The 13455-nt window shown below is 53.6% G+C and carries 16 protein-coding genes; 14 read left to right on the forward strand and 2 right to left on the reverse strand.

All coding sequences use genetic code 11. The features are described 5' to 3' along the window. Positions 1 to 341: 341 nt before the first annotated feature. The 13 genes from H7F08_RS15505 to phnF all read left to right on the forward strand — a co-directional run bounded on the left by H7F08_RS15505 (position 342) and on the right by phnF (position 10908). Positions 342 to 1262 (forward strand): TonB-dependent receptor, encoded by a 921-nt coding sequence (locus H7F08_RS15505; RefSeq protein WP_227487860.1) that lies wholly within the window; start codon positions 342 to 344, stop codon positions 1260 to 1262. 63 nt (positions 1263 to 1325) lie between these two features. Then, positions 1326 to 1793 (forward strand): TonB-dependent receptor, encoded by a 468-nt coding sequence (locus tag H7F08_RS15510; protein WP_226842624.1) that lies wholly within the window; start codon positions 1326 to 1328, stop codon positions 1791 to 1793. A 109-nt stretch (positions 1794 to 1902) separates the two neighbouring features. Next, entirely contained in the window at positions 1903 to 3291 is a 1389-nt protein-coding gene (locus H7F08_RS10890) for an MFS transporter (protein ID WP_193640562.1), read from the forward strand. A 55-nt stretch (positions 3292 to 3346) separates the two neighbouring features. Next, positions 3347 to 3823, forward strand: coding sequence for a phosphonate C-P lyase system protein PhnG (gene phnG / locus H7F08_RS10895; protein ID WP_024894988.1), 477 nt, complete (start codon positions 3347 to 3349; stop codon positions 3821 to 3823). Continuing rightward, the gene (gene phnH, locus H7F08_RS10900; protein WP_024894989.1) at positions 3820 to 4392 is read left to right on the forward strand and encodes a phosphonate C-P lyase system protein PhnH; all 573 of its coding nucleotides are present in this window, start codon (positions 3820 to 3822) and stop codon (positions 4390 to 4392) included. The genes phnG and phnH overlap by 4 nt, the downstream gene beginning before the upstream one ends. A 3-nt stretch (positions 4393 to 4395) precedes the next feature. Then, a complete protein-coding gene (locus tag H7F08_RS10905; RefSeq protein ID WP_193640563.1) occupies positions 4396 to 5502 on the forward strand; it encodes a carbon-phosphorus lyase complex subunit PhnI in 1107 nt (368 codons plus the stop codon). Continuing rightward, positions 5489 to 6319 (forward strand): alpha-D-ribose 1-methylphosphonate 5-phosphate C-P-lyase PhnJ, encoded by an 831-nt coding sequence (locus tag H7F08_RS10910; protein WP_010639146.1) that lies wholly within the window; start codon positions 5489 to 5491, stop codon positions 6317 to 6319. Before H7F08_RS10905 ends, H7F08_RS10910 begins: the two co-directional genes overlap by 14 nt. Beyond that, positions 6310 to 7092 carry an ATP-binding cassette domain-containing protein gene (locus H7F08_RS10915; protein WP_193640564.1) on the forward strand — a complete coding sequence of 261 codons (783 nt, stop codon included), beginning with the start codon at positions 6310 to 6312 and terminating at the stop codon, positions 7090 to 7092. Before H7F08_RS10910 ends, H7F08_RS10915 begins: the two co-directional genes overlap by 10 nt. Next, positions 7089 to 7787, forward strand: coding sequence for a phosphonate C-P lyase system protein PhnL (phnL, locus tag H7F08_RS10920; protein ID WP_024894993.1), 699 nt, complete (start codon positions 7089 to 7091; stop codon positions 7785 to 7787). Before H7F08_RS10915 ends, phnL begins: the two co-directional genes overlap by 4 nt. Beyond that, positions 7784 to 8923, forward strand: coding sequence for an alpha-D-ribose 1-methylphosphonate 5-triphosphate diphosphatase (locus tag H7F08_RS10925; RefSeq protein WP_024894994.1), 1140 nt, complete (start codon positions 7784 to 7786; stop codon positions 8921 to 8923). Before phnL ends, H7F08_RS10925 begins: the two co-directional genes overlap by 4 nt. Continuing rightward, complete coding sequence (locus H7F08_RS10930; RefSeq protein WP_235180117.1) at positions 8907 to 9614, forward strand: DUF1045 domain-containing protein; 708 nt, start codon at positions 8907 to 8909, stop codon at positions 9612 to 9614. The genes H7F08_RS10925 and H7F08_RS10930 overlap by 17 nt, the downstream gene beginning before the upstream one ends. Continuing rightward, positions 9611 to 10159: a hypothetical protein gene (locus H7F08_RS10935; protein ID WP_024894996.1), complete on the forward strand. Its 549-nt coding sequence runs from the start codon at positions 9611 to 9613 to the stop codon at positions 10157 to 10159. Before H7F08_RS10930 ends, H7F08_RS10935 begins: the two co-directional genes overlap by 4 nt. Continuing rightward, complete coding sequence (phnF, locus tag H7F08_RS10940) at positions 10156 to 10908, forward strand: phosphonate metabolism transcriptional regulator PhnF (protein WP_024894997.1); 753 nt, start codon at positions 10156 to 10158, stop codon at positions 10906 to 10908. The genes H7F08_RS10935 and phnF overlap by 4 nt, the downstream gene beginning before the upstream one ends. Here phnF and H7F08_RS10945 read toward each other — a convergent pair. Then, entirely contained in the window at positions 10862 to 11794 is a 933-nt protein-coding gene (locus H7F08_RS10945) for a YihY/virulence factor BrkB family protein (RefSeq protein ID WP_024894998.1), read from the reverse strand. The genes phnF and H7F08_RS10945 overlap by 47 nt on opposite strands. Continuing rightward, positions 11791 to 12510 (reverse strand): DnaA regulatory inactivator Hda, encoded by a 720-nt coding sequence (hda, locus tag H7F08_RS10950; RefSeq protein WP_024894999.1) that lies wholly within the window; start codon positions 12508 to 12510, stop codon positions 11791 to 11793. The genes H7F08_RS10945 and hda overlap by 4 nt, the downstream gene beginning before the upstream one ends. A gap of 256 nt (positions 12511 to 12766) precedes the next feature. Between hda and H7F08_RS10955 the strand changes: the two genes are divergently transcribed. After that, positions 12767 to 13384, forward strand: coding sequence for a superoxide dismutase (locus H7F08_RS10955; RefSeq protein ID WP_075322685.1), 618 nt, complete (start codon positions 12767 to 12769; stop codon positions 13382 to 13384). The last annotated feature ends 71 nt before the right edge of the window (positions 13385 to 13455 follow it).

Here is a 13455-nt window from a genome sequence, read left to right on the forward strand (position 1 = left end):
GGTAAACAGCTTGTCTTCGTCCATCATTAACCTTCCCTAGATCAGCAATGCCCTAAGACTACCGTACCCTCGTATCCACTCCAAGTAGCGAGGAGCCTGCTAGTACAGGCATTTCTACTGGTGCGATAGATGGCTGGAAAACTTATATAGCTGGGGGCTACACCAGAACCGGACAGGCACGGATCAGTCCTTCACTTACAGGGCCATCCGAAAGCTCCGCCATCTTTGTCAAGACGCAAAAGAAATACCAGAGCGGGAAGTTTTCAGCGGGTTTTTATTTTAATCATACAGAAGAAAATCGCCCTCATTTGATTCCAGTTTATCCATTTGCAGGCGGATCAGTGAATGGTAATGGTGTGGAAGGTCCGGCCTTAAGTCAGGTTACTTCGGGTTTTTACTATACACCATCGAGCAATCTCTGGCGTAAACATGAGAAATATCTCACCTATCTCGGCTATCTGAAACTGACTACCGACCTGTCAAGTAATGTCAAATTTCATAACGCAGTATGGTATCGCGCAGGGAACAGGCTTAAGGTCCGTGTTGACAGCTATGTGATGGCTCCAAAACTAGATACTGAATATTATCCTACCTCATCTGGAAATTTTGGTTATCGGGGTGACTTCACTATAAATCTTCCATGGAACAAAATTGATGTAGGCGGGTATTATCAGCAAACCACCTATGACTCTTCGTTTGCAGGCTATGCTTCATTTATTCCCGGACATGAACTAGGGAGTAATAGTCCTGTCTATTATCGAGATGATCACGATCATTGGAGTGCGGCAAGCGCATTTTTGCAAGACAAAATAACACCGGTTTCTTTTCTGACCATAACACCAGGATTGAATCTTATAAATTATCATATTTCTATTAATAATGTCACATCAGTCTCTTCCGCCGATTTATTTCCTAATGACACAATCGGTGACTTTCCCACTGTGGCTGGCGATACTGCCAATTTCACTAAAATCGCACCTAGCGTGGCCGTTAATGCCACAATTACTCCTGCATTACACGCTTTTGCTACATGGTCACAAAACTATCAGACTCAAATCGATAGTGCCTACGGTGAAGGCGCTTCACATCCAGTTATTGCCCCTACTCAACCAGCAAAAATTAATTTTTATATGGCAGGATTGAAATATGCGCAAGGTCCATTGGAAGGTCAAGTTTCATTTGTTCACCAGAAACTCAGTAATCTGGCAGTTCAAATCACTCAAGCAGAATCACAAAATATCATTGTTGAACCTGCGAATTAAACAATCAACGGACTAAACTTTTTATTAGCTTATGGTCATAATCTAGGCTTCAACGCGCGATTATTGGGAAGCATTCTCCATGGCACAGAAAATACAGTTGATGCCGCCGGACAGGCAGTAAATGGTGCTAGGGTAACGGGTCTTCCTACATATAACATCAACTTTGGACTAGGTTATCGCATGTATGCTGATCAAACCTTATGGAGCATCAGAGCGTTGGACAATTATCAGTCTGCCACATATCTCTCCAGTGATATTACTGCCTCTCCAACCACACTGCAGTTACCATTTTCAGCTGTCAATCTTGTGAATTTATCTTTATCCGCGAGAACAACCATGTTTGATCATGACATTCCTGGACTAAAAATCATGCGGATTTCGTTAATGTTGGATAATCTACTCAATCGCAAATACAACGTACAGGGATATGTTTCTGCCGGCGGTAATTATGGTGCAGGCAGCGCGGGTAGTATCCTTGCCAGCCCGGGAACCCCACGTGCAGTTTACGCTTCCATTACGGCATCTTTTTAGATTAAACATTATTAAATAATTGCTGTAGACATGCCATCGACCTTGCATCCTGCATTAATAAAGCAGGGCCGATGGATTTGTCCACATCCTATGGAAACGGAGTTTCTCCATGCAACTCATCCACATCCACTTCGATAACCTCAAAATCAATTCCCAGCATCGGCGCATTGTCATAGCGGCGGGGCTCGGAATTTTTCTGGATGGTTATGATCTTTCCATCATTGCCGTGGCCTTGTTGCTCCTCAAACCGCAATGGCATCTGGGGGCCGTTCAGACCGGTCTGTTGGGCGCCGCCACTCTCGCGGGGGCGGCTCTGGGCGGGCTGATTGGCGGCCGTATTGCCGACCGCTATGGTCGCAAAATCCTTTATTTGATCGATGTAGCGACATTTTTTATTGCCGCCATTCTTTCCGGCTTCGCCTGGGATGTCAGCTCCCTTATCATATTGCGCTTCATATTGGGTATTGGCGTCGGTATGGATTACCCTTTGAGCTCCAGCTACATCGCCGAATTCATGCCTAAAATGCAACGGGGCAGTGGCCTTTCCTGGGCTTTTACCCTATGGATGATTGGGGCGGCTGTTTCCGCTGTTATCGGATTGCTGCTTTTGCAAACCGGCCCTGAAGCCTGGCGCTGGATGTTCATCAGTGGTGCCTTACCTGCCCTTGCTGTCCTCTGGTTACGCCGCAATCTCCCGGAAACCCCGCGCTGGTATATGGCCCACAACCGTCCACAGGACGCCTTACGGGTTCTGCGCCAAATTTCTCCGGAAGCCGACAGTCAGGCACTGCATGCGGCAATTGCTGCCCAGAAACAGGATGAGCAACCCATTCGCGCATGGGCAACCCTGTTTCAACCCGCCTGGATGCGCCGGACCTTATTGATATTGATTCCCTGGATGATGATGGATATCAGTGGATATGGTCTGATTATTTATCTGCCTACCCTGCTGGGCAGTTTTGGCGTGCATTCGCATACCGCAGCCCTCCTGTGGAACGTCATTTTTGATCTGGTTGCGCTGGGTGGAATTGCACTTCTGGCCTTGACCACCCGCAAAATTGGTCGTCTTTTGCCCCAGAATATTGGCTTTGCTCTGGATGTGCTGTTTTTAGGCACGCTTGGGCTGGTGGCGCTGGTCGCACAACCGCCCCTCTGGTTACTGGCCATCACCTTGTTTGGTTATACCTTCTTCAATAATTTTGGGCCTGGATCCACCACCTGGTTTTTACCGGTGGAATTGTTTCCCACCGATTTGCGTGCTTCGGCACATGGTCTGGCTACCGCATGCTCACGCGTTGCTGCAGCTACTTCTGTTTTCCTTCTGCCGTCGGTACATGCCGCAGTCGGTGATGGCTGGCTTATGTTGATACTGGCTTTTACAGCGCTCATCGGGTTGATCGTAACCATGATCCTGGGTCGTAACCTGGAACCCGGAAATCGTAGCCTGGAGGAAATCAGCGAAACAGACCCTGAAGCTGCTCTGCAACCTGCAGCATAGTCATTGCCGGCCAAGCTTATGCCTGTTATGATCCAGTCATCTATACAAGATCAAGATGGATATGCCCAACAGCCCCACACCCCTCACGCATTCAGTAGCACAACGCCCAGACTGGATGCGGGAACTGGCGGTAGCCAGCCTGGAGGATATCCAGATGATTTCAGCCATGGTTAAAAGCTGGCCAAATTATCAGATATTGGCAGGCCCGGAACTTGGCAGCATCATGATTTACGGACGCATTGCCGGAAACGGGTCACCTTTTCCGGTGGGAGAATGCAGCATCACCCGCTGTATGGTGGAGGATACCCAAGGCCATACCGGATATTCCTGGATATTGGGGCAGGAAACTGAAAGAGCATTGTGGGCCGCCCGTTGGGATGCCTTGCTGCAAGATTCCGCCCGTTTTCAAGATCTGTGGCATCGGGCAATCCAGCCCTTGCAACAAAAACGCCTGCGCAATGAACAGGCAGTCGTGGATAAAATGCAGCGTACCCAGGTTCAGTTTTTCAGCATGGAAAACATGCGCGCATGAACAGCGGGCAAAATCAGCAGGTTTTCAGAACCCTGTTAAATGCCATGTCCGCACCCGGTAAAACTTTTGCGTTCGACACAGCAGAATGGTCTGACAGACTGTCTTCAGCCCCCTTATCTCCTGCCTGTGCGGCTATTTGCCTGAGCCTGCTGGATGGTGCCAGTCCGATCAGCGTTTTCCAGATGCCGGAATCTGTAGCGCCCTGGCTGCTCAGGCACTGTCGGGTCCCCATCAGTTCACCAGAACAAGCTGTATTTGCCCTTGGCACGGGTAAGCACTGGGATTGGGATCAAAACTTGCTGAATATTGGCAGTGAAGAAGAACCGGAAAAAGGCGCCACCCTGATTCTGGAGCTGGACAGCCTGAGCGATGGAGCGCCTCTGCAGTTGACTGGTCCCGGCATTGCCAGCAGCCGGACAGCCGCCCCCCGGCTCGCACCCGGATTCGTGAACTTCTGGCATAAGCAGCAGGGCCTTTATCCTCGCGGGATAGATCTGATTTTATGCTGCGGGAATGCATGTCTTTGCCTGCCCCGCTCCATCAGCATTCATGCAGACAGGGAGAATTAAGTCATGTCCTATGTAGCCGCCAAAGGGGGTGCCCAGGCCATTCACGCCGCCCATCAGCTGGTTGCCGAAAGAAATGCCCCAGATCCTGACGACCTGCAGGCACAAATCGCCCGGCACCTGCATCTGAGCATTGATCGCATCATGGCCGAAGCCTCGCTGTACGACCGGGATATTGCCGCAAAAGCCCTTCTGCAAGCGCAGGGCGACAGTATCGAGGCGGTATTTATCGTCCGCGCCTACCGCGCCACATTAAGTCGTTTTCTGGATTCAGTTCCCCTCAATCTTGGCCAGGCCCATTTGCAAAGACATATATCTGCTGCCTTCAAGGACGTTCCCGGCGGCCAGCAACTCGGAGCCACCTATGATTACTCCCATCGTCTGCTCGGTTATTTCCAGAATCTGCCCGCGCAGGACGAAGCGGAAGCTTCCTGCGCCACCTCCGGCATCCATCCAAAAGCCACACTGAACAAAACCAGCGTCATGGATCTTCTCGAAACAGAAGGTCTGATTGAAAAAAGCTCTACCGAAGCAGCAGATGCCGAAAATCGGGACATCACCCAAATTCCGCCCGGTTTTCCTGCCAGTCGTGCCCAGCGCCTGCAGACATTGGCGCGGGCGGATGAAGGTTTTGTGCTCGGCATGGCCTACTCTACCCAACGCGGCTATGGGCAAAACCATCCCTTTATTGCCGAATTAAGCCATGGCTCCGTCAAAGTCGAAATCTGCCCGCCAGAACTGGGCTTCAGCCTCTGCATCGGCAGCATAGAAATGACAGAATGCCAGATGATCAACCAGTTTCAGGGAGACTCACCGGACACGGCCACCTTTACCCGAGGCTACGGACTGGTTTTCGGACACAATGAACGCAAGGCCATCGCCATGGCATTGCTCGATCGTGCCTTGCGCGCTCAGGAACTTGGCGAAAAGGTGGAAGCGCCCGCACAGGATGAAGAATTCGTGCTCAGTCATTGTGATAATGTGGAAGCCACCGGTTTTGTGGAACATCTGAAGCTTCCCCACCATGTGGATTTTCAGAGTGAAATTTCGACATTACGGGCTTTGCGCGCCCAATCGCCCGGCACAACGGTAAAACACGATGATGCCCTATAACTTTGCCTATCTCGATGAAAACAGTAAACGGGCCATCCGCCGCAGCCTGCTCAAAGCCGTTGCCATTCCCGGTCACCAGATTGCCTTTGCCAGCCGGGAAATGCCTCTGCCCTATGGTTGGGGAACCGGAGGTATCCAGGTAACTGCCGCCATTATCGGGAAGGATGATATTCTCAAAGTCATTGATCAGGGCGCCGATGACACCACCAATGCCGTTTCCATCCGCCATTTTTTCCAAAGCGTAGCCGGCGGAATCGCCACGACGACCGACACCCAACAGGCCAGCATCATCCAGACCCGCCACCGGATCCCGGAAACAGCACTGCGTGCCGACCAGATCATCGTCTATCAGGTCCCCATGCCTGAGCCGCTCTTCAAGCTGGAACCACGCCGCACGGAAACCCGGATTTTGCACGCCATGGCCGATTACAGCCTGATGTACTTGCAGCTTTATGATCACATTACCCGCTATGGCCGCGTGGCTATCGGCTATGATTACCCCGTCATGGTGCATGACCGGTACCTGATGTCGCCCTCTCCCATTCCGGCTTTTGATGTCCCGAAAATGCACATGAATCCCGCCCTGCAACTTTTTGGTGCTGGGCGCGAAAAACGCCTCTACGCCGTTCCTCCTTATACTCGTGTCGTGCCTCTGGCCTTTGAAGATTACCCCTTTACTCCGCTGCAGGCGCAAGCTCCCTGTGCGCTCTGTGGATCGACCAGCTCCTACAAGGACGAAATCATTCTCGATGACAGCGGCAAAAGACAGTTTGTCTGTTCTGACACCGACTATTGCGGGAAAACGTCATGCAAGTGAACACCCAACCCGCCCTGATGGTCCGCGATCTGCATTTTCAGTACGGCAAACAGCCGGTAGTTCGCAATGTATCCATGGAGTTATATCCCGGCGAAATCCTGGCCATTGTTGGCGAAAGCGGTTCGGGCAAATCCACTTTGCTGAATCTTCTTTACGGCAGCTTGTCGCCCACTCAGGGCGCAATACAGGCCAGCACTCCGGACCTGGGCCTGCGTCCTGTCTCTGCACTCAGCAGACAGGCACTCCGGCATCTGCAACGCACGGCCTGGGGCTTTGTCTGCCAGAATCCCCGCGATGCCCTGCGCATGGAAATCAGCGCCGGCGGCAATATCGTTGAAAGACGCATGATCATGGGCCTGCGCCATTATGGCCAATTGCGCGAGGAAGCCCTGTACTGGCTGCAAAAAGTGGAAATTGATCCGACCCGCCTGGATGATTTACCCGAAACTTTTTCTGGCGGCATGTTGCAGCGCCTGCAGATTGCCCGCACACTCATCAGTCAGCCCGCCCTGCTCTATCTGGACGAACCCACCAGCGGTCTGGATGTTTCCGTACAGGCCGCCTTGCTGGACCTGCTCCGCAAACTGGTTATTGCGGGAAATATGGCGGTAGTGCTGGTTACCCATGATCTGGCAGTAGCCCGCCTCCTCGCCCAGCGCATTGCGGTCATGCGTCAGGGCGAAATCATCGAAGAAGGGCTGGCCGATCAGGTGCTGGATGATCCGCAACATCCTTACACCCAACTTTTGGTCAGTTCGGTGCTCCCGGCATGAATATTCTGGAAATTGAAAAGCTCAGCAAAAAATTTGTGTTGCATCTGCGTGGTGGTTTGAATCTGCCTATTTTGCGCCATATACAATTGAGCGTTGCTGCCGGTGAATGCGTCGCGCTGGTCGGCGCCTCAGGTAGTGGAAAATCATCCCTGCTGAGAACAATATATGGGAATTATCGGGCAGAATCCGGTGCCATCCGCCTGCGCAACGGGCTGAGTATGGTGGATATTTTGCAAAGCAGCCCCCGCGAAATCATCGCGTTGCGGCGACAGGTCATGGCTTATGCCAGTCAGTTTCTGCGGGTCATTCCCAGAGTCTCCACCCTGGAGCTGGTGGCGCAACCGCTGACCGATCAGGGCATCGATACACAAACGGCCATGAAACGCGCCACTGAGATATTGCTGGAATTGAATCTGCCGCAACACCTGCACGCCCTGCCTCCCGCCACCTTTTCCGGGGGCGAACAGCAACGGGTGAATCTGGCCAGAGCTTTTGTCGGTCAACACCCCCTGATTCTGCTCGATGAACCGACCGCTTCCCTGGATGGTCGCAATGCCACAGCGGTCAAAAACAAGATTCTTCAAGCCAAAAAAACCGGTCGGGCGGTGCTGGCGGCATTTCACGACCCCGACTTTATCGCTCAGGTGGCTGATCGCCAATATTCCATCCCATCCTTTTCGGAGCCTGTCCCATGAAAACCCTGACCTTCAGTAATTTCCGTATGGTTCTGGAATATCGCATTGTTCATGGCGCTCTGACCCTGGATGAAAACGGCAAAATCATAGCGCTGGAAGAAGACCCGCATCCCCGACCCGGCAGTGAAGACGGACAGGGCGACTGGTTGTTGCCCGGACTGGTGGATGTGCACACCGACAATCTCGAACGCCAGGTACAGCCGCGCAGCAACGTGCGCTGGCCTTCCCGTTCCGCTTTTCTGGCCCATGACAGCCAGTGTGCGGCCGCAGGCATCACCACTGTGGCAGATGCCCTCTGTGTCGGAGATGCCGGCTTTGAAAGCCAGCGTATCCAGACCCTTCGCGATGCGGTCGTAGATCTTACTTTTCTGAATGAACAAGGGTTATTACGTTCCGACCATGTGCTGCATCTGCGCTGTGAACTCCCCACACCCAATATGCAACAATTGTTTGAAACGGCAATGGCGCAAGCCCCCGTTCACATGATCAGCATCATGGACCACACCCCCGGCGTCGGCCAGCATGCCAATCTCGACAAATTCCGCGAAGGACGGCGTGGTGATGGATATAGCGAGGCCGAACTGGACCAGATGATTGTGGAAGCCCAGCAGCGTCGGGAAATCCATAGTGAGATCAACCGGCATTATCTTCTCGAAAAATTGCATGGGATGGGTTTGCAGATAGCCAGCCATGACGACCGCACCGCCGAAGAAGTTCGCCGAAACGCCGCAGAGGGTATTCGCATTGCCGAATTCCCGGTGACCCTGGCAGCGGCACAGGAAGCCAGAAAACTGGGGATGGCCACCGTCGCAGGTGCCCCCAACGTGGTGCGCGGTGGCTCCCATTCCGGCAATGTCGCCGTGCGCGATCTGGTTGCCGCCGGACTGGTGGATGTGCTCGCCTCGGACTACGTCCCCCACGCCATGCTGGAAGCGGCCTTTGCTCTGACCCGCATGGGCCTGATCAAGCTCCCTGAAGCGGTGCAAATGGTCAGCCTCGCCCCGGCGCGCATGCTCGGGCTGGAAGATCGTGGCGCGCTGCAAATCGGCATGCGCGGCGACCTGCTCCGGGTGCGCGATTTCGACAACCATCCTTTATTGCGTGCAGCCTGGAAAGCCGGTGAAAGAATTGCCTGAATCCATGCGTGTCGCCATTTACTATCTGCCCGAAACTGACGATCCCCTATGGACAGCCGGCTGCAACTGGTTGGGTTGGGACTCCGAAACGGCGCAGGCCAGGCAACGGCCCCCGATTTATGGCCTCGCAGAGGCTTCACGACGCGCCAGTCGTTATGGCTTCCATGCCACCATCAAAGCCCCCATGCCCTTGCAGGGCAAGCTGGACGATCTGATTGCAACACTGGAACAACAGCTTGCAGATACCCCGGCTTTTTTCCTGCCTCCCCTGCAATTGGTTCAGGATGAAGGCTTTGTTGCCCTGCGGCTCAGTCAGCCCTGTCCTGAACTGCACGCATTGGCAGATGCCTGCGTGCGCAACCTGGAACCCTGGCGGCGGCCCTACACTGACGAGGAAATTGCGGCAAGAAGCCAGAAGTTAAAGCTTCCCCGGCACCGGGAATACCTGGAACGATGGGGCTATCCCTATGTATTTGAGGAGTTTGTTTTTCACATGACGCTCAGTGACCAGCAACCGGACACGCGTTTGCTGACAATCGCCAAAGAGTATTTTGGTGACATCCCCTGGCGGCCACGCCGCTTGCAGAGCCTCGCATTAGCCTGTGAAACAGACCCGAACGCACCCTTCACCCTTTTGCGTCGTCTGCCCCTCGCTCCGGCGACACCCACCCCCCAGCAAAATAAATCATGAAGCCCCTGCTGGTTCTGGTAGTAGGTCCTTCCGGTGCGGGCAAGGATTCCGTCATTCGCGGCGCAGAAGCCATACTGAAAAATGACCCACGTTTCTATTTCGCCCGGCGAATGGTTACCCGCAATACTCCACAGGCTGGAGAAATCAACATCAGTGCCGAAGCATTCAGACAGCACACTGAATCCGGTAATTTTGCCAAAACCTGGGACGCGCACCAGCTATCCTACGGTCTGCCCCGGTCGGAATTGCAGCCCCAAAACGCCGCTGTGCAGATCATCATTGCCAATGTTTCGCGCACGGTATTGAATGACCTGCTTGCGGAACATGGTGGACATGTTTTATATATCACCGCTTCGCCCTCGGAAATTCGCCGCCGCCTGGAAAAACGCCATCGTGAAAGTGCTGCATCCATCAACGACCGCCTGCGTCGTCACATTCCCCTGCCGGAGCAGTTGCCCATGACCACCATCCGTAATGATGGATTGCTGGAAGAGGCCATCAAACAATGTGTGCACAGCCTCATCGGTTTGGTGGAACGCCCATGATCAGCACCAGCAAAGTGCAGTTCGTCCCCGGAATCACCATCTGGAAACAAATTGTCGATGATCTGCAGGCCCGCATAGATTCCGGTGAACTTGTCGAAAACCAGAAACTGCCCGGCGAGGCGGATCTGGCCAAGGCTTACGGAGTCAATCGCCACACCATGCGCCGCGCCCTGCAGGAACTCGCGGCCATGGGCAAAGTGCGCATACAGCATGGTCGCGGCAGTTTTGTTGCCAAGCATGTGTTTGACTATGAACTGGTCGAAAGGCCGCGCTTTTCGGAATGGGTCAAAAAGTACAATAAACCCGGCAAAAATGACATTCTCGAAGCGGCCATACTGAATCTGGCCGAGCTGCCTGAATTGGCGCGCATTCAGCAATATGGCGTCTTCCCGGAATATTCCCAGGTTGCCATGATCAAAACCCTTGGCCGGGTCGGTGAAGAGCCCATTTCCATTGCCAGACATCTTTTTTTCGGGGAAGCCCTGCTGGCCCTGGTGGATGATCTGCACGCCGGACGCGGTATCACTGAATCCCTGCGCCAGCATGGCATACAGGATTATACCCGCATGCGCTCCACCATTTCGGCCGCCATGTCCGGCCCCCAGGAGCGGGAGCTGCTGCAAGTCGAAAAAGGTGAAATCGTTTTTGTCTGCGAAAATGTCAACGTCGATACGAGCGGCGTCGGCATAGAATTCTCAACGGTCATTTATCCGTCTTCACGGGTGCGGCTGGTTTATGAGCCGGGTTGAGCGCGTTCTGGTCAGAATAAACACCCGCTTCAGCCATCTCCGCGCCGAATAAAATGCTGGCCCAGGCCATATACAACCAGAGCAGAAACACCGGAAAAGCGCCCAGCGCTCCGTAAACTGTTTCAAAAGTCGAGAAGCGCAAATAGGTTGATAGCCCGAATTTGTCCAGCTCAAACAAAAAGGCTACCGTCATGCCCCCCAGCAGCGCATCACGCCAGCGCGGCGCCGCCGCCGGCAGAATCTTGTAGAGCAGCAGCATCATCACCGTCACCACCAAAAAAGTCAGAATATGACTGAAAAACGGCGGCAGCACGGGAATATGCCCCAGATATTTTAACAAGGGTTGTAAAGGCCCCAGCAGGGGCAGGAGCAAGGCCACACTCAGTGGCGCCACGACCAGCATGGCGAGATAACGCAAAACCCGGCACCACCAGCAATGGGGTGCAACTCCCCAGATGGCATTCAGATGCCGCTCTACCGCGTGCAGCAGAAACACAGCCGTCAACGACAAACCGATTACCCCCAGCAATCCCAGTTGGGCACCCTTGGCGGCCAGTAAATTCACTTCATGAAGAATGGTATAACCCGTCTGCGGAACAAAGCTGCGCAATATCAGACGATCCACCTGTGTGCGATGCAACACGCTGAAACCCACCAGATTCCACATACTGAATACCAGCACTGCCAGCGGAATCAAACCGAATAAAGTCGTATAGGACAGCAGACCAGCCCGATCAATGCAGTCATCTTTCCAGAAGCCATGCCAGGCCCGATACCAGCGAAAGCCAAAACGAAGCACAAATCCCCTATGGGCATGAGGCAGTGGGCGCGGACCATCTTCCTTTTTACCAAAACACTGCTGGCCTTCTTTCTGATCGGTGCTCACGAAGACGCCTCCCTGTCCAGACAATGACGAATAAATGGAATGGTCAGTTGGCGCTGCTGCTCCCAGCTACGTGCATCCAGCATCTCCAGCAAGGACTCCAGCACGACCATATCCCGCGACTGATGGCGTAGCACATACCGGGCAACGTCCCGGTCCATGCGTAAGCCGCGACGCCGGGCCATGGTCTGTAAAATATGCAGCCGCTGTAGATCATCGGGTAATTGCAGAGCCATTGGCACACAGGCACTGAACCGGCTCGCCCAATCCGGCAGCGTCCAGACGAGTTGCCGGGGTGCTTCCCGACCCGCCATTAACAGGGGCCGGGCGCGATGAAAACGTTCATTGTAAAGGTCATACAAAAATTTTTCTTGATCCACCTGACCGGCCCAGGCGTCCACATTATCCAGACAGACCAAAGGCGCATCCACCAGACTGGAAAAAGTATCCGGGAGCGCCAGATCAACAAAGGACTGCATCATTTCGGCGCATTCAATATAAGGTATCCAACCCGCATCACTTTGGGCAGCGCCCTGTAACAAATGGCTTTTACCAACCCCTCCCGGGCCATACAAATAAAGTACAAACACGGGTGCTGGCCGTACCAGCAGACTCCGCACGGCATTCAATGCCGCAGTGTTGGGTTCTGGACAAAAATCATCAAGCGTTGCGCCACTTCGCAACCCCAAAGGCAAGCGCATCTGGCCATTGGCGAGCATCAGCAGCGCCTGAACGACAAAAATCGGAAGCCTTCAGGGCTTACCCAGGGGAAACTATCATGGCTTGGCATGACTCCAGAAGCTAGGCAAGGGACCCTTGGCTGTCAAGCAGATTCTTATCTACCTTCCTGCTCTATAAAACCTTGCAAATAGGCTTCAGCACCGTCAGACGACCAGCAGGTCGTTTGCAGCCATCCCTGCCACTGACTACAATCACAGGGATTCATTCCCAACCGACCAGCAGGAGAGTAAAGCAATGTCTGAATATAAAGTACGTGAAGAATTGAAGCCCAGCGGTCTTGACGGCATTTCCGACGCCCAGATCAACGATCACTGGGGCTTGTACACCGGCTATGTCAACCAGAGTAATGCCCTGCACAAAGAACTGGAAGAAATGCGTGCGGCTGGCAAAACCGCTTCCCTGACCTATGCCGACCGTCGTCGTCGTTTTGGTTTTGAATACAATGGCATGGTTTTGCATGAATACTACTTCGCCCAGATGAAACCCGGCGTCAGCATGGATCAAGCGCCCGGTTTCAAGGCTGCCGTCACCGAACAGTTCGGCAGCGCCGAAGCCTGGCACGAAGACCTCATGGCTGCTGCCAAAAGCCGCAGTATTGGTTGGGCGATTGCCTATTACGATGGGACTACCGGCCAGATCAACAACCATTTCGTCCAGTTACACGAAGATGGCAACATTGGCGGCTTTGTCCCTCTGGTCATTGTAGACGTGTTTGAACATGCCTACATGGTTGACTGGAAAGCCCTGGGGCGCGGCGATTACCTGGCAGCACTCCACAAAAACATGAACTGGAGTGTCATTGAAGCGCGCTTCCAGGCAGCCAAAAGCGGACAGATTTTCAAGCGCTTCTGATCGATTAGCGGGGTAACCCTGACGCCCCATGACTTGTGGCGTCTGAGTGAAGAGCGGCCTGGCCGCTCTTT

Source organism: Acidithiobacillus sp. HP-11 (assembly GCF_015100075.1).
GTDB classification, from domain to species: Bacteria; Pseudomonadota; Gammaproteobacteria; order Acidithiobacillales; family Acidithiobacillaceae; genus Acidithiobacillus; species Acidithiobacillus thiooxidans.

Bases quoted from the DNA above. Each gene is read 5' to 3' on its own strand.
- H7F08_RS10890 (WP_193640562.1), top strand. From the start codon at position 1,903: ATGCAACTCATCCACATCCACTTCGATAACCTCAAAATCAATTCCCAG.
- phnG (WP_024894988.1), top strand. From the start codon at position 3,347: ATGGATATGCCCAACAGCCCCACACCCCTCACGCATTCAGTAGCACAA.
- phnH (WP_024894989.1), top strand. From the start codon at position 3,820: ATGAACAGCGGGCAAAATCAGCAGGTTTTCAGAACCCTGTTAAATGCC.
- H7F08_RS10905 (WP_193640563.1), top strand. From the start codon at position 4,396: ATGTCCTATGTAGCCGCCAAAGGGGGTGCCCAGGCCATTCACGCCGCC.
- H7F08_RS10910 (WP_010639146.1), top strand. From the start codon at position 5,489: ATGATGCCCTATAACTTTGCCTATCTCGATGAAAACAGTAAACGGGCC.
- H7F08_RS10915 (WP_193640564.1), top strand. From the start codon at position 6,310: ATGCAAGTGAACACCCAACCCGCCCTGATGGTCCGCGATCTGCATTTT.
- phnL (WP_024894993.1), top strand. From the start codon at position 7,089: ATGAATATTCTGGAAATTGAAAAGCTCAGCAAAAAATTTGTGTTGCAT.
- H7F08_RS10925 (WP_024894994.1), top strand. From the start codon at position 7,784: ATGAAAACCCTGACCTTCAGTAATTTCCGTATGGTTCTGGAATATCGC.
- H7F08_RS10935 (WP_024894996.1), top strand. From the start codon at position 9,611: ATGAAGCCCCTGCTGGTTCTGGTAGTAGGTCCTTCCGGTGCGGGCAAG.
- phnF (WP_024894997.1), top strand. From the start codon at position 10,156: ATGATCAGCACCAGCAAAGTGCAGTTCGTCCCCGGAATCACCATCTGG.
- hda (WP_024894999.1), bottom strand. From the start codon at position 12,510: ATGCTCGCCAATGGCCAGATGCGCTTGCCTTTGGGGTTGCGAAGTGGC.
- H7F08_RS10955 (WP_075322685.1), top strand. From the start codon at position 12,767: ATGTCTGAATATAAAGTACGTGAAGAATTGAAGCCCAGCGGTCTTGAC.